Genomic DNA, 25,573 nt, shown 5'->3' on the forward strand with positions numbered 1-25,573 from the left:
GATCCCGAGCCGTTTGGCGAGAGGTTTCTTCATTCAGTTTCAGCCACCAGCGGGGTCCGTATGGCCCCGCCGGGGGCACCGCAGCTTACTCCGAGCCGGCCAGCTGGCGCTGCCCGGCCATCAACATGGCGTCGCTGGACGCCTGGAACACCCGCAGGCCGAAGGCCGGCAGGATCGCCAGCAGGTGGTCGAAGATGTCCGACTGCACCGCCTCATACTCGGCCCAGGCAGTGCTGCGGGTGAAGCAGTAGAGCTCCAGCGGCAGGCCCTCGGTGGTCGGCTGCAGCTGCCGTACCAGCAGGGTCATGTCGGTATGGATGCCCGGGTGGCTGCGCAGGTAGCGCTCCACATAGGCCCGGAACGTACCCAGGTTGGTCACGCGGCGGCTGTTGACCTCGGCCACGCCCTGCTCGCGCAGGCGCCCGTTCCACTGCCCCAGTTCCTGTTCCTTGTCGCGCAGGTAGTCGCGCAGCAGCGCGAATTCGCCGAGGAAGGCCAGGTCGCCCTCGTCCAGGAAGCCGACGCTGTGCTGGTCCAGGTACAACGCGCGCTTGATCCGGCGCCCGCCGGCCTCCTGCATGCCGCGCCAGTTCTTGAACGACTCGGTCACCAGCTTCTTGGTCGGGATGGTGGTGATGGTCTTGTCGAAGTTCTGCACGGTGATGGTGTGCAGCGCGATGTCGATGACGTCGCCGTCGGCGTTCTGGCTGGGCATCTCGATCCAGTCGCCGATGCGCACGCGGCCATCGCCACTGATCTGCACGCTGGCCACCAGCGACAGGATGGTGTCCTGGAAGATCAGCATCAGCACCGCCGTGGCCGCGCCCAGGCCGGTGACCAGATAGCGCAGGTCGACGCCCGCCAGGGTAGCGACGATCGACAGGCCGGCGATCACGAAGAGGACGATCTTGGCGACCTGCAGGTAGCCCTTGATCGGCTTGTTGCGTGCCTCGGGGCGGCGCTCGTACAGATCGTTGGCCGCATCCAGCGCATGCGAGATGGCCAGCACCACGGTCAGGATCGCCCACGCCTGGCAGGCGCCGATGATGAAGCTGACCAGGCCCGGCGGCAGGTCCGGCACGATGCGGATGCCCGAGGCGATCACCTGGCTGGGCACCACATTGGACAGACGCGAGATCACCCGCATCAGGTGGCTGCCGCGGCCAGTGTCAGCGCCCGGAAGGCGGCTCAGCAGCCGCCGCAGCCCGCGCAGCAGGATGCGCTTGGTCACCCAGTTGGCCAGGCCAGCGGCGATCAGCAGCGCCGAGATCATCAACGCCAGGTAGGCGCCGGGATAGGGTTCCAGTGTGTTCTGCAGCCGTTCCAGCCACTGTACCGCCACCACCGCGTCCACCATCAGTTGTCTCCTGTCTGTTTCGTTGTTACCAAGGTTGCCGGCCAGCGGCCGGCACTACCGGGGTTGTCGGCCAACGGCCGGCACGACCGGGTCAGTCCCGCGTGCGTTCGATGATCACGCCCACCGCGCGCGCGCCGCGCACTGCGCCCGGCTTGCTCAGCTTCAGGCGCAGCCACTTCACGTCGAATTCGTCCAGCACGATCTGCGCGCAGCGCTCGGCCAGGGTCTCGACCAGGCCGAACTCCGACTCGCGCACGAACTGTTCCAGGCGCTTGCTCACCGCCTTGTAGTTCAGGGTGTGGGCGATGTCATCGGTGGCGGCAGGGCGACGGTTGTCGAAACCCATTTCCAGGTCGAACACCAGGTCCTGGCGGATCCGTCGTTCCCAATCGTAGATACCGATCAGGGCGTCGATCGTCAGCCCTTCGATGAAAACCTTGTCCATTGCGCTTACCGGCACGAATACAGGCGGCCATGGTAACGGCACGGCGGTGAGCCTGCCCGGAACGGGCGGTGGGCCACCGGCGTGGGGCGGCCCGGAAAAAACAAAGGGCCCTGCTAGCGGGGCCCTTTGGTACTACCGTTTGTCCCCGGGGGGAGCTGGAATCCAGCCGCGAGTCCCGGTGGCGCAGGCACGCAGATTAGGCAAGGACCAGATCGCCGGTCAAGGCCAAATCCGACAGGGCAGGTCAGGTATTCGTCCGAGGCAAAACGCAGAAAATCAGCCGCGCGGACAAGGACGTTCCCTGATGGTCGCCGCCGCCCACTCTCGCGAACATCGATCCTCCTTCACCACCGCACATGACGATGGCTCCATACGATGTACTGCGGCGCGCGTTGTCAGCGGAGCGTCTGTCTACTTACGAGAGAATCGCATCGAGCTGCAGCCCCGACGTCACAGCCGAATCCCTGTACCTGTGGAACATGCGGATGTGCAGTGCACTGATGATGCCGGTCCATCTGTGCGAAGTGGTCACCCGCAACGCCGCTGCAGCTGTGCTCGCCAGGCAGCATGGCCCGCGTTGGCCCTGGAATGGTGCCTTCCGACGGAGGCTGCCAACCTCATCCAGTACTTCTCCGCGCACGGTACTGGAACAACTTGCCAGCCGCGTAACCGATACACCCGGGATCGTCGCCAACCTGCCGATGGTGTTCTGGCAGCAGCTCTTCACCTGTCGCTTCGACTCCACGCTTTGGATACCCGCACTCAGCAGGGTTCTGCAGCATGCTCCCTCTGCTCATCCCAGTGCCGTCAGGAAAGCCATCCATGCGGATATCGGACGCATCCGCCACCTGCGCAACCGCATCGCCCACCACGAGCCGGTCCTGGAACGTGACCTCGGCGCCGACCTGGCCGCGATCGGGCGGCTGATCCATGCCCGCTGCCCACACACGCTGGGCTGGCTGCAGCGCCATGAGCGGGCGACAACCGTGCTGGCGGCGTCGCCGTTGGCAGTGCATCGGTAATGCGTCCGCCGGGCATGGCCCGGCGCCGCCGGCTCAGACCGCCGGCAGGGTCGCCATGTCCCAGCGCGGGGTCACATCCACCTTCGGCGGGCTGTGCTGGCCGGCCTGCAGGCGCAGCGCGCCGGCGAAGGCGATCATCGCGCCGTTGTCGGTGCACAGTGCCGGCCGCGGGAAGCAGGCACGGCCGCCGAGGCGCTCGGCCATCTGCTGCAGGCGGGCGCGCAGGCGCGTGTTGGCGCCGACGCCGCCGGCCACCACGATCACGTTGGTGCCGGCCGCTTCCAGTGCGCGCTCGCACTTGATCGACAGGGTCTCGACCACCGCGTCCTCAAAGCCCCGGGCGATATCGGCGCGGGTCTGCTCGCTCTGGTCACTGTCGCGCCAGGCCATCAGGACCTGGGTCTTCAGGCCGGAGAAGCTGAAATCCAGCCCCGGGCGGTCGGTCATCGGCCGCGCGAAGCGGTACGCGCCCGGCGTGCCCTGCTCGGCCAGCCTGGCCAGCTGCGGGCCGCCCGGGTACGGCAGGCCCATCAGCTTGGCGGTCTTGTCGAAGGCCTCGCCGGCCGCGTCGTCCAGGGTCTCGCCCAGCAGGCGGTACTGGCCGATGGCGTCCACCGCCACCAGCTGGGTGTGGCCACCGGACACCAGCAGCGCCACGAACGGCGCTTCCGGCGGGTCGTCTTCCATCAGCGGGGCCAGCAGGTGGCCTTCCATATGGTGTACGCCCACGGCCGGCACCTCCAGCGCCCAGGCCAGCGAACGCGCCACGCCAGCGCCCACCAGCAGCGCGCCGACCAGGCCGGGACCGGCGGTGTAGGCCACGCCATCGATATCGCCCACACCCAGGCCGGCGTCGGCCAGGGTCTGGCGTACCAGTGGCAGCAGCTTGCGGACATGGTCGCGGCTGGCCAGCTCGGGCACCACACCACCGTATTCGGCGTGCAGGGCGATCTGGCTGTAGACCGCATGGGCGCGCAGGGCCGCGCTGCCGGCCAGGTCGGTGTCATACACCGCCACGCCGGTCTCATCACAGGAAGATTCGATGCCAAGGACTCGCATGCCTGCTATTATGACGCCCCTGCCGCCCCCTCGGGGGACGTGCAGATCTCACTGCTTTCGAACCCCCGGCCCGTATTCAGGGTTGGCCGCTTGCAGTTTGTCGTTTCGCCGCTATAATGTGCGGCTCGCCGGGCGTGACCCGGTTCTACTGTGTCCCGGAGATTCCATGCCCAGCGTCAAAGTCCGCGAGAACGAGCCCTTCGAGTTTGCTCTTCGCCGCTTCAAGCGCACTTGCGAAAAGGCCGGTGTGCTGGCCGAAACCCGCAAGCGCGAGTTCTACGAAAAGCCGACCCAGGAGCGCAAGCGCAAGGCCGCCGCTGCTGTGAAGCGTCAGCTGCGCCGCTCGTCGCGCGACGTCACCAAGCGTCAGCGCCTGTACTGATCGGACGCATCTTCATTGCGGCGGGCCTGCCTGTCGCGATGGAGCCGAAGCCGGCACGCGCGAGCGTCGCCGGCTTTTTGCGTTTCCGGGTTCGGGCAGCCGCCCCGCCCCACCTACCACCACGAGGTTCCTCATGAGCATGAAGCAGCAGCTCACCGAAGACATGAAGGCCGCCATGAAGGCGGGCGAGAAGCACAAGCTGGGCGTGATCCGCCTGATCAACGCTGCCATCAAGCAGCGCGAAGTGGACGAGCGCATCGAGCTGGACGACACCGCCGTGATCGCCGTGCTCGACAAGATGGTCAAGCAGCGCAAGGACTCGGTCAGCCAGTACGAAGCCGCCAACCGCGAAGACCTGGCCGAGATCGAGCGCGCCGAGATCGTGGTCATCGAAGCCTACCTGCCGGCCAAGATGGGCGAGGCCGAGATCGTGGCCGCCATCCAGGCCGCCATCGCCGAGACCGGTGCCGCCGGCCCGGCCGACATGGGCAAGCTGATGGGCGCGCTGAAGCCCAAGCTCGCCGGCCAGGCCGACATGGGCCTGGTCTCCAAGCTGGTCAAGCAGCTGCTGGCGTAATCCAGCACCTGGGGTCGGATCCCTTCCGCAGCGCGGAAGGGCTCTGACCCCATTGATGCACCCGCTTCACCGCACCTTCGTCGGTCGCCTGCTACAACCGCACACATGGTTGAACCCGAGCCCAACGTTCCCGTGTCCCTGCACAAGTACCTCAAGCGCCTGCAGGACAGCTTTCCGATGGCGGTGGCCAAGCGCTTCATCGACGTCGACGTGCTGACCCAGGCAGCTTCCGTCTCCTTCTACGCCCTGCTGTCGATGGCACCGTTGCTGGTGCTGCTGCTGTGGCTGACCGCCTCGCTGTACCCACCGGCCCAGCAGGCGCTGATCGACCAGATCAGCTCGGTGGCCGGCAGCAGCGCGGCTACTGTGGCCGAAACCGTTCTGAAGAACGCCGACAACCAGCCGGATGTCGGCTCGCTGGCGGGTGTGTGGAGCACGCTGCTGCTGTTCGTCGGCGCCACCGCCGTGTTCGCCCAACTGCAGAACGCACTGAACCTGATCTTCCGCACCAGCGGCGAGCGCCTGGAAGGCCTCAAGGCCTGGCTGCGCAAGCGCGTGTTCTCGTTCGGCGTGGTGCTGGCCCTGGGCTTCCTGCTGATCCTGTCGATGACGGCCACCACGGTGCTGCAGGTGGCCTTCGCCCAGCTGCCCTCGATCCTGCCCGCGCTGGGGTACGTCACGAGCCTGCTGCTTTACGCAGTCGGCTTCGCCTTCATGTACCACTACCTGCCCGACCGCCGCGTGGCCTGGCGCCAGGCCTTCATCGGCGGCGTCATCACCTCCGCACTGTTCGCACTCGGCCGCTACGGCATCGGCGTCTACATCGCCACCGTGGCCCCCGGCAGTGCCTACGGCTCGATGGGCGCGCTGGTGATCTCGCTGGTCTGGATCTACTACGCCACCGTCGTGTTCTTCGTTGGCGCCCTGATGACGGCGGTGATCGATGAGCGCCTGCGCGCGCGTCATCACCTGGCCGCAGCCGGCATTGATCCGGCAACCGCCAGCCAGGTGCCCGACAGGGGGTAAACTAGGCCGACCGCCCCCGGTTCCGTCGCGTGGTCCTGCACCGCGCCCTGCCCTGTTGCCCATGGCCCGTATCCCCGACGCTTTCATCGACGACCTGCTCGCCCGCACCGATATCGTCGAGGTGGTGGGCAGCCGCGTGCCGTTGAAGCGCCAGGGCAAGGAGTACGCCGCGCGCTGCCCGTTCCATGACGAGCGATCGGCGTCGTTCACGGTCTCGCCCACCAAGCAGTTCTATCACTGCTTCGGCTGTGGCGCGCACGGCACCGCGATCAGCTTCCTGATGAACTACGACCGCCTCGAGTTCCTCGACGCGGTGGATGAACTGGCCAAGCGTGCCGGCATGGAAGTGCCGCGCAACGAGAATCCGCGCAGCCCGCAGCAGCAGGACGACAGCCGCGAGCTGTACTCGGCGCTGGACGCGGCGACCAAGTTCTTCCAGAAGAATCTGGAGGGCAGCGAGAAGGCCCGCAGCTACCTGGATGGCCGTGGCGTGGACGAAGAGAACCGCGCGCGCTTCCAGATCGGCTACGCGCCGGATGGCTACAGCGGCCTGCGCGACGCGCTGGGCAAGGACGAGCGGCGCATGAAGCTGCTCGACCGCGCCGGCCTGTTCTCCAAGAACGACCGCGGCCACGTCTACGACAAGTTCCGCGACCGGGTGATGTTCCCGATCTTCGACCGCCGTGGCCGGGTGATCGCCTTCGGCGGCCGCGTGTTCGAGAAGGACGACGGCCCCAAGTACCTCAACTCGCCCGAGACCGCGCTGTTCCACAAGGGCCGCGAACTGTACGGCCTGTGGCAGGTGCGCCAGGCCAACCAGAAGATCGAGCGGCTGATCGTGGTCGAGGGCTACATGGACGTGGTCTCGCTGTTCCAGTTCGGCGTCACCCAGGCGGTGGCAACGCTGGGTACCGCGACCACGCCGGACCATGCCGAGCTGCTGTTCCGCAATGCACCGGACGTGTTCTTCTGCTTCGACGGCGACGCCGCCGGCCGCCGCGCCGGCTGGAAGGCGCTGGAGTCGGTGCTGCCGCGCATGAAGGATGGCCGCCAGGCCTTCTTCCTGTTCCTGCCCGATGGCGAAGACCCGGACACCATCGTGCGCAAGGAAGGCGCCGAAGCGTTCAACGAGCGCCTGAAGCAGGCTACGCCGCTGTCGCAGTTCTTCTTCGACGAACTGACCCGCGAGATCAACCTGGGCACGCTCGATGGCAAGGCACGCCTGGCCGAACGCGCCAAGCCGATGCTGGCGCAGATTCCCGACGGCGCCTTTGGCGACCTGATGAAGCAGCAGCTGGCGCAGCTGACCGGCCTGGGCGGTACTGCCCAGGCCACGCGCGCGCCGATGCCGCAACGCCAGCCGCAGCGGACGATCCAGCCCGTGGCCAAGCGCAGCCTGGTGCGCGGCGCGATCGCCGTACTGCTGCAGCAGCCGTCGCTGGCGCTGACGCTGGGCGGCAAGCACCACTTCCAGGGCCTGCGCCTGCCCGGCGTGGAACTGCTGCTGGAGCTGCTGGGGCTGGTCGAACAGCGCCCGGACATCAGTACCGGCGCCCTGCTGGAACACTTCGACGGGCGCGAGGAACAGGCCTCGCTGCATACCCTGGCCGCACAGACGCTGCCCGGCACCGAGGCCAGCTGGACCCAGGAACTGCACGACGCAGTGGCACAGCTGGAGAAACAGCTGCTGGTGCAACGTCTGGAGGAGTTGTTGGCAAAGCAGCGTCAGCAGGGCCTGGACGATACTGACAAGTACGAACTGCGCGAGCTGCTGAAGGCGCGCGCCGGACTGCGCCTGTAGCGGCAGAACGTTTTCACGGAGAAGACCATGCTGCTGCGCCTGACCTGCCTGCTGTTGTTGTCGCTCTGCCTGCCACTGACGGCCCTGGCCGAAGACGCGCCCCTCAACGAAGTCCGCCCCGGCCTGTATGCCGGCGGCCAGCCCAGCGCCGCACAGCTGCAGGCCTTGGCTGCACAGGGCGTGCGCACCGTGATCGACCTGCGCCAGCCCAGCGAGGACCGGGGCTTCGATGAAACCCGCGTCGCCGAATCATTGGGCCTGCGCTACGTGCGCATTCCGGTGGCCGGCGCCGATGGCCTGGATACGGCCAACGTGCGCGCCGTGCACCTGGCCCTGCAGCAGAGCCAGGGGCCGGTGCTGCTGCACTGTGCGTCCGGCAACCGCGCCGGCGCCGTGCTCGGCCTGGTCAATGCACGGTACGAACATGCCAGCCCCGAACAGGCCCTTCAGCTGGGCCAGCGTGCTGGCCTGAAGTCGCTGGAAGCCACCACCCGCCAACGCCTGGCCACGCCGGTCACCTCGCCCTGAACCCTCCGCACCAAGGACCCTGCCCACCATGACACGCTGGTGGTCGCGCCTGCGACCGGACAACTTCACCCTCGCCCTGCTGTGCACCGTCGGCCTGGCCTCGCTGCTGCCGATGAAGGGCGCCGCCGCCATCGTCCTCGACGATGTCACCACCGTCGCCATCGCCGCGCTGTTCTTCCTGCATGGCGCGCGCCTGCCACGTGAGTCGATCATCGGCGGCATGCTGCACTGGCGGCTGCACCTGACCATCCTGGCCTGCACCTTCATCCTGTTCCCGCTGCTGGGGCTGATGTTCAGGCCGCTGTCGGGCTGGCTGCTGACCCCGGAGCTGTACCTGGGCGTGCTGTTCCTGTGCACCCTGCCCTCCACCGTGCAGTCGTCCATCGCGTTCACTTCGATGGCGCATGGCAACGTGCCCGCAGCGGTGTGCAGCGCCTCGCTGTCGAGCATCCTCGGCGTGTTCCTGACCCCGCTGCTGCTGACCGCGCTGGCCGGCACCTCGGGCGGCATCCATGATCCGCTGCATGCGATCGGCGGCATCATGCTGCAGCTGCTGGTGCCGTTCGTGGCTGGCCACCTGCTGCGGCCGTGGATTGCCGGCTGGGTGGAACGCCAGCGCGCGCTGCTGCGCTACACCGACCAGGCCACCATCCTGCTGGTGGTGTACTCGGCGTTCGGCGAAGCCGTCACCGAAGGCCTGTGGAGCAAGACCCCGCTGCTGTCGCTGCTGGCTGTGGCGGTGGTGGCCGCCGTGCTGCTGGGCATCGCCATGCCGCTGATCACCTTCATCGCCCGTCGCCTGCGCTTCAACCGCGAGGACGAGATCGCCATCGTGTTCTGCGGCTCGAAGAAGAGCCTGGCCACCGGCGTGCCGATCGCCAAGGTGCTGTTCGCCGGCGGCAGCCTGGGCGCCATCGTGCTGCCGGTGATGATCTACCACCAGATCCAGCTGATCGTCTGCGGTGTGATCGCGCAGCGGTATGCGCGGCGCAAGCCCTGACCCGGAAATCCATCCACGCGTGGCGTGGATCTACAGCAGATCCACGCCATGCGTGGATTCACGGCTCCACCAGCGTGCCCACGCTCAGCTGCGGCATCCACACCCACAGGTCGTACTCGCGGCCGGCGTGGGTGTTGACCTCCGGCGCACGCGCGGGCCGTTCGAGCAGCGCCAGCGCCTTGCAGCGGTCCATGCATCCCCAGAAGTGGCCGCGCAACGCTTCCAGCCGCACGCTGTAGATATCCAGGTCGCGCAGTACCGATGCCATCGGCTGGGTCTGCATTTCCGGCGGAGCATCGGCGGGGCGCTGCAGCATGGCGTGGACATTGCCGGTCAGCACAACCATCCGTGCACCATCGGGCAGGCGCTGGTACAGGCGCCGTAGTTCGGCGGCCATGCGGTCATCGCGGGCCTGGCTGCCGCCGTCACTGTGATTGACGTCGTAGCCAACCACCTCGATCGCGCGGCCCTGCGCCTTCAGCGCGCGCAGGCCTTCGATCATCGCCAGCATGTCGCGGCTGCGGCGACCATCGTGCTGGTCGTCGCGTACGGTCCAGAACGCGCGGCCGTGCAGGTGCTGGCGCGCCGCGGCCCCGCCATCGGATTCCAGATAGTCGCGCAGCACAGGATTCTCGGCACGTGGCAGTTCCAGCGCCAGCAGGACCGGCGCGCCATTGCGGCTGTAGTCGTCCACCAGCTGCCGCACCAGCAGTGGCGTCTCGCGTGTGCCGTGGAATTCGCCCAGCACCAGCATGCGATGGCCAGCGGCGTATTGGCGGATCTGCGCGGTAGTGTCGTCGGCATGCGCGGTCACGGCCATGCCCAGCGCCAGCATCAGCGCGGTGGTCCAACGGAAGAACGAATGCATCCCTGCTGCTTCCTTTCCCTGGGGTCAGGAACAGCAATGGCGACGCCGAGACGGCGGTTCAAGGTGATCCACGTCATGCGAGGATGTCCGCGCGATCAGGTGGGGTCAGAGTCCCTTCGGGGATCCGACCCCGAGGTCACAACCAGGGCAGGATCCAGTGGTCCACCAGCAGGAAGGCGAACAGCGCCATCAGGTAGACGATGGAGTAATAGAACATCTTCATCGAGAACAGCTCGTCCGGCGGGTTCAGCATGCGCCAGGCGTACCAGAGGAACACGGCGTTGAGCACGATCGCGCCGCCCAGGTAGAACGCACCGCTCATGCCCACCAGGTACGGCAGCAGGCAGACCAGCGCCAGCACCACCGAATACACCATGATCTGCTTGCGGGTATGCACCACGCCGTGGGTCACCGGCAGCATCGGGATCTCCGCCTTGGCGTAATCCTCGCGGCGGAAGATCGCCAGCGCCCAGAAGTGCGGCGGGGTCCAGATGAAGATGATCAGCACCAGCAGCGACGAGTACGCCCAGTCCGACGAACCCTGCATGCCGGTCACTGCGGCCCAGCCCAGCATCGGCGGCATCGCGCCGGCCAGGCCACCGATGACGATGTTCTGCGAGGTCGCACGCTTGAGGTACACGGTGTAGATCACCGCGTAGCCAATCAGCGAGGCGAAGGTCAGCACCGCGGTGATCAGGTTCACCCACAGCACCAGGAGGGTCATCGACAGCACGATCAGCACGCCGGCGAACACCAGCACCTGCCACGGCTTGACCTTGCCCACCACCAGCGGGCGCCACGAGGTGCGCGCCATCTGCGCATCGATGTGCGCGTCCAGCAGCTGGTTGATGGCGGCCGCGGCCGAGGCCGCCAGCCAGATGCCGAGGAAGCCGAGCAGGCCGGCGCGCACCTGCTCCCAGCTCGGCACGCCGGGGATGGCCAGGACCATGCCGACCAGGGCGGTAAAGACGATCAGGGCGACGACCTTGGGCTTGGTCAGGTCCCAGTACTGGCGGTAATTGGAAAACATGGAATCAGTCCGGGGCACGCAGGCGGGCCAGCAGGCTGACCAGTACGAACAACAGGGCAACGGCCACGCCGTTGTGGGCCACCGCCACTTCCAGCGGCAGCGCCAGCTTCACGTTGAGGATGCCGAGGGTGACCTGCAGCACCAGCAGCGCGATCAGCGCGCTGGCCCAGCCACGCATGCTCGGCAACCGGAACAGGCGCACGCCAAGCCACAGCAGGTAGACGGCCACCACCACCGCGAACAGGCGGTGCGCCATCTGGATGGCGATGCGCGAAGCGCCATCCAGCACACCGCCTTCGTAATCCACGCCGATGCCGCGCCACAGGGTGAAGCCTTCGACGAAGTTGTGCTGCGGCCACCACTGGTTGGCGCAGCGCGGGAAGTTGTCCAGCGAGGCGCTGCCACCGCCGCAGGCGAGTGCGGCGTAGTTGGCGCTGACCCAACCACCCAGCGCGATCTGGGTAACCAGCACTGCCACGCCGATGCGCATCAGCCACTTCAGCTTCGGCGCTTCGGCCAGGGTGATCGGCATGTGCGTCGCGCGCCAGGCCATCCACACCAGCAGGCCGAACATCAGCATGCCACCCAGCAGATGGCCCATCACCACGATGGGTTTGAGCAGCAGGGTCACCGTCCACATGCCCAGCAGGGCCTGGAAGATCACCACCGCCAAGGTCAGCAGCGCCGCACGTGCGAGATCGATGTTGCTCCAGCGCAGCGCGGCGATCAGCAGGATCGCCTCGCCGGTCAAGGCCAGGGCACTGGCGGTGCCGTGCCAGCCCATCATGTACAGCGGTATGCCGGCGGCCACCAGCACGCAGGCGGTCACCACCGCCGTGCTTCCGAATCGTCGCTTGCGCGTGGCCAGCAGCGCCAGGGTCAGGATCTCGATGCCCAGCGCGCCGGCCAGGAAGCGATGCACCTGTTCTCGCCAGGCCTTGTGGGTCTCCAGCGGGCGGATCTCCGCCGCCGGGTGGCCGATGGTCTCTTCCACGTGCTGTGGCCAGGTGGCCTGGCCATAGCAGGTCGGCCAGTCCGGGCAGCTCAGGCCGGCATCGGACAGGCGCACGAAGGCGCCGAACATGATCGTGCTCGCGGTCATGATCATGGCGAACCACGCCAGGCGGTGGAAATTGCGGTGCAGCGCCGGACGCGCGGAAAGGCTCATCAAACGGGACTCACTTCAGTTTCAGCAACGTGGCCATGTCCTTGCGCAGGCCACCGAGGTCGGAACCCGGGGCATGGCGCATGATCACGAAGCCGTTCGGATCGATCACGTAGACCGGCAGTCCCGCCGGATCGTCGACGCCCGGCAACGCCGCGCGCAGGGCTGGCGACGGAGCCAGCGGCCGCAGCGCGGGCAGCGAGGCGATCGACGCCGGTGGCGTACCCAGCCACAGGATCTCGACATTATCGGCGTTATGGCCGAACAGCTGCCACACCTTGCCCAGTCCCTGCGACAAAGTGACGCACTGCGCGTCGCAGGCACCGGCCGGGGCCACCAGCAGGCGCCAGGTACGGGCCTCGGGGTTCCAGGGGTAGGACTGGCCGCTGGCCAGGGTCGGCGCCTGCTGGCGCAGGTCCACCGGCGGCTTCAGCAGCTGGCCGGCATTGCGGTGCCCGGTCGGCTGCCAGCCGGAGAAGCGCAGCACGGCGGCCAGTGCCATCGCCCCGAAGAACACGGCAAACAGCAGCACCAGGGTCCGGCGGCCGGAACCGCGCGCCTGCGGGGACGTAGCAGTGTTCATGCGGGGCATTTTCTCATGGTTGGGTAGGGGATGCCGGTAGTGCCGGCCGCTGGCCGGCATCCAGGATTGCGGGGGTTGCCGGCCAGCGGCCGGCACTACCGGGTAATCACGCGCCTCTGCCGCCGCTCCAGCACCACGGCCACCACCAGCACGGTCAGGGCCAGCCCGAACCACTGCACGGCGTAGCCCAGGTGGCGCTGAGGCGGCAGCGTGTTCGGCAGCAGGTCCAGATCGCGCTCGTCGCCAAAGGGCAGCGCCGGGTCCAGCCTCAGCACGCGGTCGGGTAGCGCCTGCAGCCCCAGCGCGCGCGCCAGCCCGTCGTCCGGCAACCGGCTGGCCAGCCAGCGCCCGGCCTCACCGGTAGCAGAGAACGCCGGACCCAGTAGCAGTCCCGCCGACGGTGGCGGCGCGAGCAGCCCACGCACGGCCACCGGCGAAGGCGGCGAAGGCACCTCCGGAAGCGTGCGATCCGGCGGCAGCGCACGCCAACCGAGGTCGACCAGCAGCACGCTGCCGTCGTCACTGCGGAAGGGGCGATAGATCTTCACGCCGGCGCGGCCATGCCGGATCTGGTTGTCCAGCAGTACCACGCCGGGCAGGAAGCGACCGTGGTCGGCCACGCCGTGCAACGCGCCGGGCGCCGCCAGGGCCTCCGACAGCGGCAACGCCTGTGCCACGGCTGGACCCTGTGCATCCAACATTGCCTGTTTGGCATGCATGCGCTGCAGCTGCCACAGCCCCAATGCGGTGAATCCGGCCATCGCCAGCACGGCCAGCAACCATCCGAACACGCGCGTGTGCTGGCGCATCATGACAAGTCCGCGCAAACGCGGTCAGATAGGCACATCCACCCTGCCCTCGAGCCGCGCATGAGTGATTCGCTGAAGACCCTGCTGGTAATCGCGTTTCTGATCGTCATCGTCTGGAATCTGGGCGCCGGCCTGTACTACCTGCTGGTCGACCGCGGCCAGACCAAGCGCACGGTCAATGCACTGACGCGCCGCATCGCGGTGTCGGTAGCGTTGATCCTGCTGGTGATCGTGAGCATCTACATGGGCTGGATCAAACCACACGGCATCGGCGGCTGAGACCACCGATGCGCGCCTGATCAAAGCACGTAGACGAACAGGAACAGCATCAGCCACACCACGTCGACGAAGTGCCAGTACCACGCGGCGGCTTCGAAACCGAAATGGTTGTCGCGGGTGAAGTGTCCCTTGGCCGAACGCAGCCACATCACGATCAGCATGATCGTGCCCAGCAGCACGTGCGCGCCGTGGAAGCCGGTCAACATGAAGAACGTCGACCCGTAGATGCCGGAGCCGAGCGTCAGGTTCAGTTCCTTGTAGGCATGGATGTACTCCTCTGCCTGCAGGGTCAGGAAGCCCAGGCCGAGCACCACGGTCAGGCCCAGCCAGATCAGCAGCTGGCGGCGGTTGCCGGCCTTCAGTGCGTGGTGGGCGATGGTCAGGGTCACGCCGGAGGTCAACAGGATCAGCGTATTGATCAGTGGCAGGCCCCAGGCCGGGATGGTCTGGAACGCGCCACCGATCGCCGCCGGGCCATTGGTCGGCCATCCGGCGGAATAGCCCTGCCAGAGCAGCTCGTTGGTCATGACCCCACGGCCTTCGCCACTGAGCCACGACAGGCCCAGGTTGCGGGTGTAGAACAGCGCGCCGAAGAACGCGCCGAAGAACATCACCTCGGAGAAGATGAACCAGATCATCCCCATCCGGAATGATCCGTCGACCTGGTGGTTGTAGTTGCCGGCCTGCGATTCGCGCACCACGTCGCTGAACCACCAGAACAGGGTCAGCACCAGCATCGCGATGCCGATGTAGAACGTCCAGCGTCCCCAGCTGGCATCGTTGAGCCAGCTGGCCACGCCCACCATGGTCACCATCATGGCGATGGAACCCACGAACGGCCATTTGCTCTGGGCCGGGACGAAGTACACGTTGGCGTCGGTCGGTGTCTGGGCCATGTCGGTATCCGGGTCAGGGTGCGGCGTGCGCGCCGTCCGAGGTGGCGGCCGGAGCCAGCCGATCGGACAGCGCGTCGTTGCGGTAGAAGGTGTAGGACAAGGTGATCGTCCTGATCTCCGGCGGCAGGTCCGGATCGACGATGAAGCGCACCGGCATGTCGCGCTTCTCGCCGGCCTGCAGCGTCTGCGCGGTGAAACAGAAGCACTCGGTCTTGCTGAAGAAGCCCGACGCACGCGCCGGTGCCACCGAAGGCACCGCGCTGCCGACCACGGCAGCTGCGCTGTCGTTGCGGGCAAAGTACAGCGCCTCGTTGAGCTCGCCGGGCACCACGTCCATGGTCAGCTGCTCAGGATGGAACGACCACGGCAGGCGCGAATTGACGCCGCCATCGAACTCCACCCGCACGGTGCGCTTACCGGCCGCGGCACCTGCGCTGGCTTCGCCACCGGGACCGCGTTCCAGGCGCACGCCGAACACCTTCTCGCAGGCGATGCGGTACAGCGGCACCAGCGAGAACGTCAGCAGGAACACCGCCACCGCCACGCCGATCAGGCGCGGCAGCCCGGCACTGCGTGACGGTGTGCTGGCCGGTGCCTCGCTCATCGCCCGATCACCCCGCTGAGGATGAAGCCGACGTAGACCAGCACAGCGATGGCGCCGACCCACATCGCGGTGCGCTTCGCACGCTGGCGCTGCTGCTCGATGCTTCCGCCCTGGTAGAGCCGACCGCTGGTCGGCTGCTTCTCATCCGCCGAGCATGGCTCGGATCTACAGGTCTGCAGCGGGCTCTCGTTATGCATGCCCCACCTCAATGCGTGATGTCGTCATGCGCCAGATCCCCCGGGCGGATGGTCGGCGGGGTGGTGAAGGTGTGCGCCGGTGCCGGCGACGGCAGCGTCCATTCCAGGCCGCGTGCACCCTCCCAGGAACGCGCTTCGGCCTTCTCGCCGTTGCGCAGCGAGGACAGCAGGATCGCGGCCATCATGAACGGGGTGACGAACATGCCGAACGCACCGATCGAGCTGATCAGGTTCCAGTCGGCAAACGCCACGCTGTAATCGGGAATGCGGCGCGGCATGCCGGCCAGGCCGAGGAAGTGCTGCGGGAAGAACAGCAGGTTGACGAACACGATCGACCACCAGAAGTGCACCTTGGCCCACTTCTCGCTGTACATGCGCCCGGTCCACTTCGGCCACCAGTAGTACACCGCGGCGATCAGCGCGAACACCGCACCGGTCACCAGCACGTAGTGGAAGTGCGCGACCACGAAGTAGGTGTCGTGGTACTGGAAGTCGGCGGCCACGATGGCCAGCATCAGGCCGGAGAAGCCACCGATGGTGAACAGGATGACGAAGGCCACCGACCACAGCATCGGTGCCTCGAACGTCAGCGAGCCACGCCACATGGTGCTGACCCAGTTGAACACCTTCACGCCGGTCGGGATCGAGATCAGCATGGTGGCGAACATGAAATAGATCTCGCCGCCCAGCGGCATGCCCACGGTGAACATGTGGTGGGCCCAGACGATGAACGACAGGAACGCGATCGCCGCGGTGGCGTACACCATCGCCTGGTAGCCGAACAGCGGCTTGCGGCTGAAGGTCGGGATGATCTCGCTGACCACGCCGAAGGCGGGCAGGATCATGATGTAGACCTCGGGGTGCCCGAAGAACCAGAAGATGTGCTGGTACATCACCGGGTCACCGCCACCGGCGGCGTTGAAGAAGCTGGTGCCGAAGAACTTGTCGGTCAGCAGCATGGTCACCGCACCGGCCAGCACCGGCATCACCGCGATCAGCAGGAACGCGGTGATCAGCCAGGCCCAGCAGAAGATCGGCATTTTCAGCAGGTCGATGCCCGGCGCACGCATGTTCAGCACGGTGGCGATGATGTTGATCGCACCCATGATCGAACTGATGCCGGCCACGTGGATAGCGAACACGCTGAAGGCCACGTTGTAGCCGCCCTGCAGCGACAGCGGCGGATACAGCGTCCAGCCACCAGCCGGCGCACCACCGGGCAGGAACAGGGTCAGCAGCAGCAGGCTGAAGGCCACCGGCAGCAACCAGAACGACCAGTTGTTCATGCGCGGCAGCGCCATGTCCGGCGCGCCGATCTGCAGCGGGATCATCCAGTTGGCGAGGCCGACGAAGGCCGGCATCACGCCACCGAAGATCATCACCAGCGCATGCACGGTGGTCATCTGGTTGAAGAACTCGGGCTTGACGAACTGCAGGCCGGGCTGTGCCAGCTCGGCGCGGATCACCACGCTCATCGCCGCACCGATGATGAACATGATGAAGCTGAAACCCAGGTACAGCGTGCCGATGTCCTTGTGGTTGGTCGAGAAGAACCAACGCTCGAAGAAACTCTGCTGGTGATGGTGATCGTCGTGCCCAACTGCCGAGTGCGCCATTGCAAAACACCTCTCAGAATCGGTTGTCACCACGGCCGCGGGCGGCCGCGGGCTTTACATCACGCGCCGCTGGCTGCGGTGGCAGGTGCGCTGGCCGCTTCTGCAGCAGCAGGCGCAGCCGGCGCCTCGCCCGCCGGTGCAGCCGGTTCGGCAGGTGCCGCAGGCGTGGCCGGCGCGGCAGCCGGCGCCGGCTTGCGCTGCGCCAGCCACTGTTTGAATTCCTCCTTGGACACCGCCTCGACCACGATCGGCATGAAGCCGTGGTCCTTGCCGCACAGCTCGGCGCACTGGCCGCGGTACACGCCAGGCTGCTCGATGCTGGTCCAGGCTTCGTTGATGAAGCCGGGAATGGCATCCTGCTTCCAGCCCAGCGCCGGCACCCACCAGGCGTGGATCACGTCGTCGGAGGTGATGACGAAGCGCACCTTGGTGTCGACCGGCAGCACCAGCCGGTTGTCGACATCCAGCAGGTAGTGCGGATGGCTTTCACGGGTGGGCACGATGCCACTTTGCCGCACGCGGTCGGACTCGCGGTCCAGGCGGCTGGTGAAGGTGACGTTCTCGCCGAGGTATTCGTACTTCCACATCCACTGGTAGCCGGTGACCTTGACCGTCATCTCGGCATCGCGGGTGTCGTACATCTTGATCAGGTTGGCCGTGGCCGGCCACGCCATCACGATCAGGATGATCACCGGGATCACCGTCCAGATGATCTCGGCCTTGGTGTTGTGGCTGAAGGTGGCGGCGACTGCCCCCTTGGATTTGCGGAACTTGAAGATGGCGTAGGCCATCGCGCCGAACACGATGACGCCGATCACCGTGCAGATGATCAACGAGAGATTGTTCGATTCCCAGGCCAGGCGCGAGGTCTGGGTCACCCCCTTGCCCATGTTCAGCTGCCACGGCTTGGGATCGGCCGCCTGGGCCCAGGCCAACGCCGGCATCAGTCCCCCGGCCACCATGGCGGTGACCGCTGCAACGCACTTCGTGCCCCACCTGCTGCTTTGCTTCATTGCCTAGACCCTTAGCGTCGTCGGTTGCCGCCATCGCTGGCGGCGAGCAAGCTTTCAAGTGTCTCTGCGAGCGTCTGACGTTCGGCCGGCGCGAGGAAACTCCCCACCTCCACCTGCCGGCCGCTGGATGCCAGCCGGACCCTCTCATCGCCGGTGAGCAGGCGCACCCAGTGGGGGTGGGCCCGGAACACCGGCGATCCACCGGGTACGGGGATGACCTCCACGTACGCCGGCACTACCCGGATCTCCTCCTGCCGTTCACCGCTGCGCCACAAGGCACGCAGCGCCGCCGCCAGCACCAGGCTGTACAGCAGCGCGAACAGGGGGGCGAATGCATTGCCGGCCAACCACCCGAGGGCGGACACCAGCCACATCGCACCCGACAACACGGTGAACAACAGGACGAACTGCCGGGCATCGAGCGCCCGTGGGGGACGCAGCCGCAGCTGCGTACCTGACCCATCCGGAGCTGGAAGCACCTCGATCATGTCGCAACCGCGTTCCTGCCGCGGGAAACGTCTCGATGGTAGCCCCGCCCTCTCGCCGGTAGCAAGGGTGCATTCACACTTTTTCCCATGCTGCAACACAGCATGGGGTCGGCGGCGCGAATGCCGAATTCAGCACAAATATTGCCAGGCCTGCTGAACACGCTGAATACACCACCGTTAGGGGCTATCAGCCCTTCACGAAGGTGGCTGTGGGGCACTTCCGCAACCCGCAAAAATGATTAAAATCGCCAAGTTTTCCATTGGCCGGACCGGCATGAACGCACCTTCCTCCTCCCCTGCCGCCAGCGACGCCCAGCGTCCCGGCGTGCTGCTGTCGCCGGAACTGCCGGCGCCCCCCAACCCGTTCCGCCAGGCCATCACCGATGCCTGGTTGAAGGACGAGGCCAGCCACGTCCGCGAGCTGCTGGCGCAGGCCCGGCTGCCGGCCGACGAGCAGGCCAGGGTGCAGGCGCTGGCCGCCGACCTGGTCGGCCGCGTGCGCGTGCGTGCCAAGGACCAGGGCGCGATCGAAGCCTTCATGCGCCAGTACGACCTGGGCAGCGAAGAAGGCGTGCTGCTGATGTGCGTGGCCGAAGCGCTGCTGCGCATTCCGGACCAGGACACCGCCGACAAGCTGATCCGCGACAAGCTGGCCGATGCCGACTGGGAAAAGCACCTGGGCGGCAGCGACTCGGTGCTGGTCAACGCCTCCACCTGGGGCCTGATGCTGACCGGCAAGCTGGTACAGATGAACGACGCCACCCGCGCCGATGCGCCCAGCGCGTTCAAGCGCCTGGTCGGCCGCGTCGGTGAGCCGGTGGTGCGCTTGGCCGTGCGCCAGGCGATGAAGATCATGGGCCACCAGTTCGTCATGGGCCGCACCATCAGCGAGGCGCTGTCGCGCTCGCACAAGGGCGACAACGCGAACTACCGCTACTCCTTCGACATGCTGGGCGAAGGCGCGCTGACCATGAAGGACGCACTGCGCTACCTGGAAGACTACCGTCGCGCGATCCACGCCATTGGCGGTGATCACAAGGCCCGCGGCGGCCGCCCGGATGGCGACGTCAACAACGCACCGGGCATCTCGATCAAGCTGTCGGCGCTGTACCCGCGCTACGAGCACGCCAAGCGCGAGCGCGTGCTGAAGGACCTGGTGCCGGGCGTGCTGGAGCTGGCGCAGCTGGCCAAGAGCTACGGCATCGGCTGCACCGTCGACGCCGAAGAGTCCGACCGCCTGGAACTGTCGCTGGACATCATCGAGCAGGTGTTCTCCGACGCCTCGCTGGCCGGCTGGGACGGCTTCGGCGTGGTCGTGCAGGCCTACCAGAAGCGCACACCGTACACGATCGACCACCTGGCCGACATGGCGCGCCGCGCCGGTCGCCGCCTGCAGGTGCGCCTGGTCAAGGGCGCCTATTGGGATGCCGAGATCAAGCGCGCGCAGATCGAAGGCTATCCGGGCTACCCGGTGTTCACCCGCAAGCAGAACACCGACGTGTCCTACCTGGCATGCGCCAAGCGCCTGTTCACCCATGCCGACGCGATCTACCCGATGTTCGCCACGCACAACGCGCACACCATCGCTGCGGTGCGCAGCATCGCCAACGGTGGCGTGTACGAGCACCAGAAGCTGCACGGCATGGGCGATGACCTGTACGCCGAAGTGGTGCCGGCCGATCGCCTGGGCCTGCCCTGCCGCGTGTACGCCCCGGTCGGTTCGCATGAAGACCTGCTGCCGTACCTGGTGCGCCGCCTGCTGGAAAACGGCGCCAACTCCAGCTTCGTCAACCGCATCACCGATGAGCGCGTGCCGATCGCCGACCTGATCCGCGATCCGGTCGAGATGGTCGCCTCGTTCGTTTCGATTCCGCATCCCAAGATCCCGCTGCCGGTAGACCTGCTGCGCAGCCAGAACCACGACAGGAAGAACTCCATGGGCGCCAACCTCGCCAACGACAACGAACTGCGCGCCCTCGCCGAGCAGCTCAACGCGGCCGTGAAGCCGTGGCAGGCCGCCCCGCTGGTGCCGGGTGCGAACCCGGCCGGCGCCTCGCTGCCGGTGACCAACCCGGCCGACACCCGCGAAGTGGTCGGCCAGTGGCTGGCCGCCGATGCCGCCACCGTGCAGAAGGCGCTGGCGAATGCCGTAGCCGCGCAGCCGGCCTGGAACCGCACCCCGGCCGCCAGCCGCGCCGCCATCCTCGAGCACGCCGCCGACCAGCTGGAAGCGCGCATGCCGGAGTTCATGGCGCTGTGCGTGAAGGAAGCCGGCAAGAGCCTGCCCGACAGCATCGCCGAAGTGCGCGAAGCCGTGGACTTCCTGCGCTACTACGCCAAGCAGGCGCGCGAGCAGTTCAGCCACGCCGAGAAGCTGCCCAGCCCGACCGGTGAGTCCAACGAGCTGCAGCTGCACGGCCGCGGCGTGTTCGTCTGCATCAGCCCGTGGAACTTCCCGCTGGCGATCTTCCTGGGCCAGGTCGCTGCTGCACTGGCCGCCGGCAACAGCGTCATCGCCAAGCCGGCCGAACAGACCAACCTGATCGGCTACTACGCGGTGAAGCTGCTGCACGAAGCTGGCGTGCCGGCCGAGGTGGTGCAGTACCTGCCGGGCGACGGCGCCACCGTCGGTGCCGCACTGACCGCCGACCCGCGCGTGGCCGGCGTGGCCTTCACCGGCTCCACCGACACCGCACGTGCGATCAACCGCGCCATGGCCGCGCGTGACGCCGCCATCGGTGTGCTGATCGCCGAGACCGGCGGCCAGAATGCCTTCATCGCCGACTCCTCGGCGCTGCCGGAACAGCTGGTCAAGGACGCGATCGGTTCGGCCTTCACCTCCGCCGGCCAGCGTTGCTCGGCCGCGCGCGTGCTGTTCGTGCAGGACGACATCGCCGACAAGGTGATGACCATGCTGGCCGGCGCGATGAAGGAACTGAAGGTCGGCAACCCGGGCCTGCTGTCCACCGACGTCGGCCCGGTGATCGACGCCGACGCGCTGAAGATCCTGCAGGACCACGCCGAGCGCATGGACCGCGAAGCCCGCCTGATCGCGGCCGCCGAGCTGTCCGCCGAAGCGGCCAATGGCACCTTCTTCGCACCGCGCGCGTATGAACTGAAGGACCTGGGCCAGCTGCACAAGGAAATCTTCGGGCCGGTCCTGCACGTGATCCGCTGGAAGGGCGACCAGCTCGACGCGGTGATCGACCAGATCAATGCCACCGGCTACGGTCTGACCCTGGGCGTGCATTCGCGCATCGACGAGACCGTTGATCGCATCAGCAACGGCGTCCACGTCGGCAACGTCTACGTCAACCGCAACCAGATCGGCGCGGTGGTCGGCGTGCAGCCGTTCGGCGGCCAGGGCCTGTCCGGCACCGGCCCGAAGGCCGGCGGCCCGCACTACCTGCTGCGCTTCGCTACCGAGAAGACGGTGACGGTGAACACCACCGCCGCCGGCGGCAACGCCTCGCTGTTGACCCTGGGCGACTGATCGCCTGCTTGATGCAGTAAACAAAAGACCCCGCGAACGCGGGGTTTTTTGTGCTTTGGGTTCCTGCTGAGCCGAGCATGGGCTCGGCTCTACAGAGGCTGGGCCACACTGAACCGATTGTCCGCCCGCTTCGCCAGCTCGCCCTGCACGCGTGCGATGCGCGTCTCCAGATCGCCTTCCAGCAGCACATGCTCGACACCCTCTGCCTGCAGCTGCTCCAGGTACCACGCATGCTGCTGCGTCCGGAAGGCTTCGCCCACGCGCGTGCCATCCTGGTCAAACGGAATATCCGGCGCGCACAGGAACAGCAGGTCGTAGCGTCGTCGTGCCGCTTGCCGCAGCGGCTGCGGCGCGGTGCCAAACATCCAGCCGCTGTAGCCCAGCGTCACCAGCGGCGTGGTATCGCAGAACAGCCAGCGATGCGCACGCCGCACAGCTTCGTCTTCGTGCTGTGGCTGTGTCATTGCGATGCGCAGCAGATCGCCCGGCGTCAGCTCTCCGCCTCGCTGCTCCCACAGCGTGCGGCCATACTCCGGCACCCAGACAGTCTGCAGACGCTCGGCCAGCACGCGGGCCAGCGTGGTCTTGCCGCTGGACTCGCCACCGATGAAGGCCACGCGCTGTACATGGTCGGCATACACCTGCGGTGCGAGCCCATGGCGATGCGCATGCGGATCGCTGCGCAGCTGGGTGCCGCAGGCCTGCCCGACGTCCAATGCGCGTTCGAGCTGCTCATGGCGTACCGGCGCACCGAAGTGCGTGGCCAGCGCCTGCGCGAAGCCGTCACCGTAGTCCTCACCGGTGTACACCGCCTGCACCGGCCCACCGAACAGGTTCAGGCACAGCCAGGCGGTAAAGTCACGCTGCACCTGTTCGTCATCACTGTCCTGCGGCAGCGCTCGCACTGGCAAGCCATGCTGCGCGCACAATGCGGCCAGTCGCGCGTCGTCAAGCACCGCTACCGTGGCCTGCGGGAAACGCGCACGCAGCCAGCGCTCGCGGCGCGCAGCGCTGTAGCCGGCAAAGCCAGGCTGCGACCAGCCGATCACCAGCAGCTGCTGGCAGCGCGTGGCGGCGAAGTCGATCAGTCGTTCATGGCCGAGATGCAGCGGGCAGAACTTGCCCACCACCAGGCCGCGTGCAACGCGCTCAGGCAGCGGCATCGGCCGCCCTGGCCTCGTCCCGCATCAGGTGCCGCCAATGGCGCAAGGCCACCAGCGCGTTGATCCAGAAGCCCACATACAGGATCGAGGTCAGGTGCAGGCCACGGCTGTAGTAGAGCGGCACCGCAACGGTGTTCACCAGCAGCCATACCCACCACGATTCCAGCTTGCGTCGCATCATCAGGATCTGCGCGATCACACTCAACACCAGCACCGCCGAATCGATGTACGGCGCATAGGCATTGGTCAGGCGGGTCAGCATCCAGCCGTAGCCGAACGTGGCCACTACCGCCAGCGGCGCCAGCCAGGCCCAGGCGCGCGGCCGCAATGAAGTGATCTGCAACGGCGCGCCATGGTCACCACGCAGCCACTGCCACCAGCCCAGCACACTGATGGCGATGAAGAAGAACTGCAGCACCATGTCCGCATACAGATGCGATCGTTCGAACACGGCAGCAAACAAGGCGCAGCCGACGATGCCCAGCCACCAGGTGTGCACGTTGTTGCGGCCGGCCAGCAGGATCGAGCCGGCGACGGCGATGTTGGCAGCCAGCTCCAGCTGGAAGTTCGGGTCGGACAGGTTCATGTCGCTATTGTCGTGGATCCGTGCGCTGCGTGGACGCCCCGGCCCGTCCCCACAAAAAGAAAGGCCCCGCTTGCGCGGGGCCTCCTTCGTACTGCTCCAGGCAATCGCCCGAATCAGAACTTGTACTGCATCGACGCCGCCAGCACGTCGCCGCTGACCTTGTACTTGCCGGTCACGGTGTTGCCGGTGGCCGAGGTCGAGGTGATGTTCGGATCCTTGGTGAACAGGTGGGTGTAGCCCACGCTGTATTCCATCTTGTCCGAAGCGGCGTAGGTCATGCCCAGCGACAGCCACTTGCGGGTGGTGTCCGGCACGCGCACGTCGCGGTGGGCATCGGTGGTCGGGGTCTGGTCATAGGCCAGGCCGCCACGCAGGGTCAGCTTGTCGTTCACGCGGAAATCGGTACCGATCGACGCGAAGGTGGTGTCACGGTAGTGGAACGGCAGCACGCTGTCCGGCTGGTTGGAGTCGTAATCGACGACGACCTGGTCGAACTTGCTCCACGCGGTGCGCGTGACTTCAGCCATGATCTGCCACTGGTCGTTCACACGGTGGGTGAAGCCCACGGTGGCGCTGGCCGGCAGGGTGATGGTCGCGCGACCGTTGCTGTCGATGAAGGTACCCGGGGCAGCAGTGGCCAGGAAGGCCGCCGCATTCTGCGGAATGGTGAAGTCCGCCTTGCCGTCGGTGATCTTGTGCTCGACCTTCGAGCGGTAGCTGAAGGCGATGTTGGTGCCTTCCACCGGGGTGACGGTCATGCCCAGGGTGTAGCCGACCGACACTTCATCGCCCTTGATGCGCAGGTAGCCATCGGCGGTGCCCGGCGAGAAGCCGAGCTGGGCGGCCTGGCGTGCAGCCGCCTGCGACGCCGCCGCAGCCTGGGCCGCGGTGCCGCCGGCAGCCAGCACACGCGCCGCAGCGGTGCGCTGGGCAGTGGCGTTGATCGCGGTGCCGGTGTCGACAGCGCTGGTCAGGTCGACGTTCAGGCGCTCGGCGAACACCGACGCACCGAACGACAGGTACGGGTTGACGTCATAGGAGAACGCCACGCCCAGGTCGATGGCCTGCAGCTCGGTCTTGACGCCGTTGTAGCGGCCGACCCAGTCGCGGTCGTATTCGGTCTTGAAGCCGAACGGCACGGTCAGCGAAGCACCGAAGTGCATGTTGTCGTTCTCGCCGAACGGCACGTGGAAGTACGCGGCCGGAACCGGGGCGATCATGCCGGCGTCGCCGCCGTTGCCACCGGAAATCGGCGCGCCGTTGGCGTACTTGCCCTGGCCGCGGAACTTGGCGCCGAAGCTGATGGCGCTGACGTCGCCCTGGACCAGGGTGCCGTCGAGCAGGCGCATGGACGCCGGGTTGGTAGCGATGACCGAGGCGTCACCTTCGGTCGAGGTGGAGCCGGCGAACGCGCGGCCCAGGCCCTTGGCGCTGTTTTCCTTCAGCTGGAAGGCGGCAGCATTGGCATCGGCGGCGGCCAGCGCACCGGCAACGCCGACGGCCAGCAGGGTCAGTCGGGCAATGGTGGAAGCGGTTTGCATCGTAGTTCTCTCTCCGGTAAGCGGTGATGGTGCTCTGAGTGCGCC

26 protein-coding genes are annotated in these 25,573 nt (G+C 67.0%); 9 read left to right on the forward strand and 17 right to left on the reverse strand.

Annotated features, from left to right (window positions below):
- Window positions 1-85 precede the first annotated feature (85 nt).
- Complete coding sequence (locus AC5QAB_RS12530) at window positions 86-1,357, reverse strand: mechanosensitive ion channel family protein (RefSeq protein WP_046428231.1); 1,272 nt, start codon at window positions 1,355-1,357, stop codon at window positions 86-88.
- Between the two features lie 91 nt (window positions 1,358-1,448).
- The gene (gene folB / locus AC5QAB_RS12535; protein ID WP_005407807.1) at window positions 1,449-1,802 is read right to left on the reverse strand and encodes a dihydroneopterin aldolase; all 354 of its coding nucleotides are present in this window, start codon (window positions 1,800-1,802) and stop codon (window positions 1,449-1,451) included.
- A 356-nt stretch (window positions 1,803-2,158) separates the two neighbouring features.
- Between folB and AC5QAB_RS12540 the strand changes: the two genes are divergently transcribed.
- Window positions 2,159-2,824 carry a hypothetical protein gene (locus tag AC5QAB_RS12540; protein WP_197561463.1) on the forward strand — a complete coding sequence of 222 codons (666 nt, stop codon included), beginning with the start codon at window positions 2,159-2,161 and terminating at the stop codon, window positions 2,822-2,824.
- Between the two features lie 33 nt (window positions 2,825-2,857).
- Here AC5QAB_RS12540 and tsaD read toward each other — a convergent pair whose 3' ends face one another.
- Window positions 2,858-3,883 carry a tRNA (adenosine(37)-N6)-threonylcarbamoyltransferase complex transferase subunit TsaD gene (gene tsaD, locus AC5QAB_RS12545; protein ID WP_032957776.1) on the reverse strand — a complete coding sequence of 342 codons (1,026 nt, stop codon included), beginning with the start codon at window positions 3,881-3,883 and terminating at the stop codon, window positions 2,858-2,860.
- A 166-nt stretch (window positions 3,884-4,049) separates the two neighbouring features.
- Between tsaD and rpsU the strand changes: the two genes are divergently transcribed.
- The 6 genes from rpsU to AC5QAB_RS12575 all read left to right on the forward strand — a co-directional run bounded on the left by rpsU (window position 4,050) and on the right by AC5QAB_RS12575 (window position 9,197).
- Window positions 4,050-4,265, forward strand: a complete 216-nt coding sequence (gene rpsU / locus AC5QAB_RS12550; RefSeq protein ID WP_002808376.1) for a 30S ribosomal protein S21 — start codon at window positions 4,050-4,052, stop codon at window positions 4,263-4,265.
- A 133-nt stretch (window positions 4,266-4,398) separates the two neighbouring features.
- The gene (locus tag AC5QAB_RS12555; protein ID WP_014645703.1) at window positions 4,399-4,842 is read left to right on the forward strand and encodes a GatB/YqeY domain-containing protein; all 444 of its coding nucleotides are present in this window, start codon (window positions 4,399-4,401) and stop codon (window positions 4,840-4,842) included.
- A 105-nt stretch (window positions 4,843-4,947) separates the two neighbouring features.
- Entirely contained in the window at window positions 4,948-5,868 is a 921-nt protein-coding gene (locus AC5QAB_RS12560) for a YihY/virulence factor BrkB family protein (RefSeq protein WP_032957774.1), read from the forward strand.
- A gap of 61 nt (window positions 5,869-5,929) precedes the next feature.
- Entirely contained in the window at window positions 5,930-7,669 is a 1,740-nt protein-coding gene (gene dnaG, locus AC5QAB_RS12565) for a DNA primase (protein ID WP_032957772.1), read from the forward strand.
- A gap of 27 nt (window positions 7,670-7,696) precedes the next feature.
- The gene (locus AC5QAB_RS12570) at window positions 7,697-8,197 is read left to right on the forward strand and encodes a fused DSP-PTPase phosphatase/NAD kinase-like protein (protein ID WP_197561464.1); all 501 of its coding nucleotides are present in this window, start codon (window positions 7,697-7,699) and stop codon (window positions 8,195-8,197) included.
- A 28-nt stretch (window positions 8,198-8,225) separates the two neighbouring features.
- Window positions 8,226-9,197, forward strand: a complete 972-nt coding sequence (locus tag AC5QAB_RS12575) for a bile acid:sodium symporter family protein (protein ID WP_134967208.1) — start codon at window positions 8,226-8,228, stop codon at window positions 9,195-9,197.
- Between the two features lie 58 nt (window positions 9,198-9,255).
- Here AC5QAB_RS12575 and AC5QAB_RS12580 read toward each other — a convergent pair whose 3' ends face one another.
- The 5 genes from AC5QAB_RS12580 to AC5QAB_RS12600 all read right to left on the reverse strand — a co-directional run bounded on the left by AC5QAB_RS12580 (window position 9,256) and on the right by AC5QAB_RS12600 (window position 13,655).
- Window positions 9,256-10,065, reverse strand: a complete 810-nt coding sequence (locus AC5QAB_RS12580; protein ID WP_053505033.1) for a TraB/GumN family protein — start codon at window positions 10,063-10,065, stop codon at window positions 9,256-9,258.
- Between the two features lie 136 nt (window positions 10,066-10,201).
- A complete protein-coding gene (gene cyoE, locus AC5QAB_RS12585; protein WP_049408383.1) occupies window positions 10,202-11,095 on the reverse strand; it encodes a heme o synthase in 894 nt (297 codons plus the stop codon).
- Window positions 11,096-11,099: 4 nt separating this feature from the next.
- Window positions 11,100-12,263: a COX15/CtaA family protein gene (locus AC5QAB_RS12590; protein WP_041863006.1), complete on the reverse strand. Its 1,164-nt coding sequence runs from the start codon at window positions 12,261-12,263 to the stop codon at window positions 11,100-11,102.
- A 10-nt stretch (window positions 12,264-12,273) separates the two neighbouring features.
- A complete protein-coding gene (locus AC5QAB_RS12595) occupies window positions 12,274-12,843 on the reverse strand; it encodes a redox-active disulfide-containing membrane protein (RefSeq protein ID WP_046428212.1) in 570 nt (189 codons plus the stop codon).
- Window positions 12,844-12,938: 95 nt separating this feature from the next.
- Window positions 12,939-13,655 carry an SURF1 family protein gene (locus tag AC5QAB_RS12600; protein WP_197561465.1) on the reverse strand — a complete coding sequence of 239 codons (717 nt, stop codon included), beginning with the start codon at window positions 13,653-13,655 and terminating at the stop codon, window positions 12,939-12,941.
- A 57-nt stretch (window positions 13,656-13,712) separates the two neighbouring features.
- On the opposite strand from AC5QAB_RS12600, the gene AC5QAB_RS12605 reads away from it, so the two are divergent.
- Entirely contained in the window at window positions 13,713-13,931 is a 219-nt protein-coding gene (locus AC5QAB_RS12605) for a twin transmembrane helix small protein (RefSeq protein ID WP_005412025.1), read from the forward strand.
- Window positions 13,932-13,951: 20 nt separating this feature from the next.
- Here the strand turns inward: AC5QAB_RS12605 and AC5QAB_RS12610 are convergent, their stop codons facing one another.
- The 6 genes from AC5QAB_RS12610 to AC5QAB_RS12635 are packed head-to-tail and all read right to left on the reverse strand — an operon-like array spanning window position 13,952 to window position 18,745.
- A complete protein-coding gene (locus AC5QAB_RS12610) occupies window positions 13,952-14,827 on the reverse strand; it encodes a cytochrome c oxidase subunit 3 (protein ID WP_005407793.1) in 876 nt (291 codons plus the stop codon).
- 13 nt (window positions 14,828-14,840) lie between these two features.
- Window positions 14,841-15,431 carry a cytochrome c oxidase assembly protein gene (locus AC5QAB_RS12615; RefSeq protein ID WP_014645692.1) on the reverse strand — a complete coding sequence of 197 codons (591 nt, stop codon included), beginning with the start codon at window positions 15,429-15,431 and terminating at the stop codon, window positions 14,841-14,843.
- Window positions 15,428-15,628 carry a hypothetical protein gene (locus tag AC5QAB_RS12620; protein WP_329857289.1) on the reverse strand — a complete coding sequence of 67 codons (201 nt, stop codon included), beginning with the start codon at window positions 15,626-15,628 and terminating at the stop codon, window positions 15,428-15,430. The genes AC5QAB_RS12615 and AC5QAB_RS12620 overlap by 4 nt, the downstream gene beginning before the upstream one ends.
- A gap of 8 nt (window positions 15,629-15,636) precedes the next feature.
- Window positions 15,637-17,244, reverse strand: a complete 1,608-nt coding sequence (gene ctaD, locus AC5QAB_RS12625) for a cytochrome c oxidase subunit I (protein ID WP_004153896.1) — start codon at window positions 17,242-17,244, stop codon at window positions 15,637-15,639.
- Window positions 17,245-17,303: 59 nt separating this feature from the next.
- Window positions 17,304-18,257, reverse strand: coding sequence for a cytochrome c oxidase subunit II (gene coxB, locus AC5QAB_RS12630; protein WP_041863004.1), 954 nt, complete (start codon window positions 18,255-18,257; stop codon window positions 17,304-17,306).
- Between the two features lie 11 nt (window positions 18,258-18,268).
- The gene (locus AC5QAB_RS12635; RefSeq protein WP_014645689.1) at window positions 18,269-18,745 is read right to left on the reverse strand and encodes a DUF2244 domain-containing protein; all 477 of its coding nucleotides are present in this window, start codon (window positions 18,743-18,745) and stop codon (window positions 18,269-18,271) included.
- A gap of 274 nt (window positions 18,746-19,019) precedes the next feature.
- On the opposite strand from AC5QAB_RS12635, the gene putA reads away from it, so the two are divergent.
- Window positions 19,020-22,238: a bifunctional proline dehydrogenase/L-glutamate gamma-semialdehyde dehydrogenase PutA gene (putA, locus tag AC5QAB_RS12640; protein ID WP_197561468.1), complete on the forward strand. Its 3,219-nt coding sequence runs from the start codon at window positions 19,020-19,022 to the stop codon at window positions 22,236-22,238.
- Window positions 22,239-22,327: 89 nt separating this feature from the next.
- Here putA and AC5QAB_RS12645 read toward each other — a convergent pair whose 3' ends face one another.
- The 3 genes from AC5QAB_RS12645 to AC5QAB_RS12655 form a co-directional block, all read right to left on the reverse strand.
- Complete coding sequence (locus AC5QAB_RS12645) at window positions 22,328-23,401, reverse strand: AAA family ATPase (RefSeq protein WP_197561469.1); 1,074 nt, start codon at window positions 23,399-23,401, stop codon at window positions 22,328-22,330.
- Window positions 23,388-23,987 (reverse strand): nicotinamide riboside transporter PnuC, encoded by a 600-nt coding sequence (gene pnuC, locus AC5QAB_RS12650; RefSeq protein WP_197561470.1) that lies wholly within the window; start codon window positions 23,985-23,987, stop codon window positions 23,388-23,390. The genes AC5QAB_RS12645 and pnuC overlap by 14 nt, the downstream gene beginning before the upstream one ends.
- Window positions 23,988-24,100: 113 nt before the next feature.
- Window positions 24,101-25,528, reverse strand: coding sequence for an outer membrane protein transport protein (locus AC5QAB_RS12655; protein WP_049419231.1), 1,428 nt, complete (start codon window positions 25,526-25,528; stop codon window positions 24,101-24,103).
- Window positions 25,529-25,573 lie beyond the last annotated feature (45 nt).

The organism is Stenotrophomonas sp. YJH_SMC_127 (assembly GCF_059372445.1).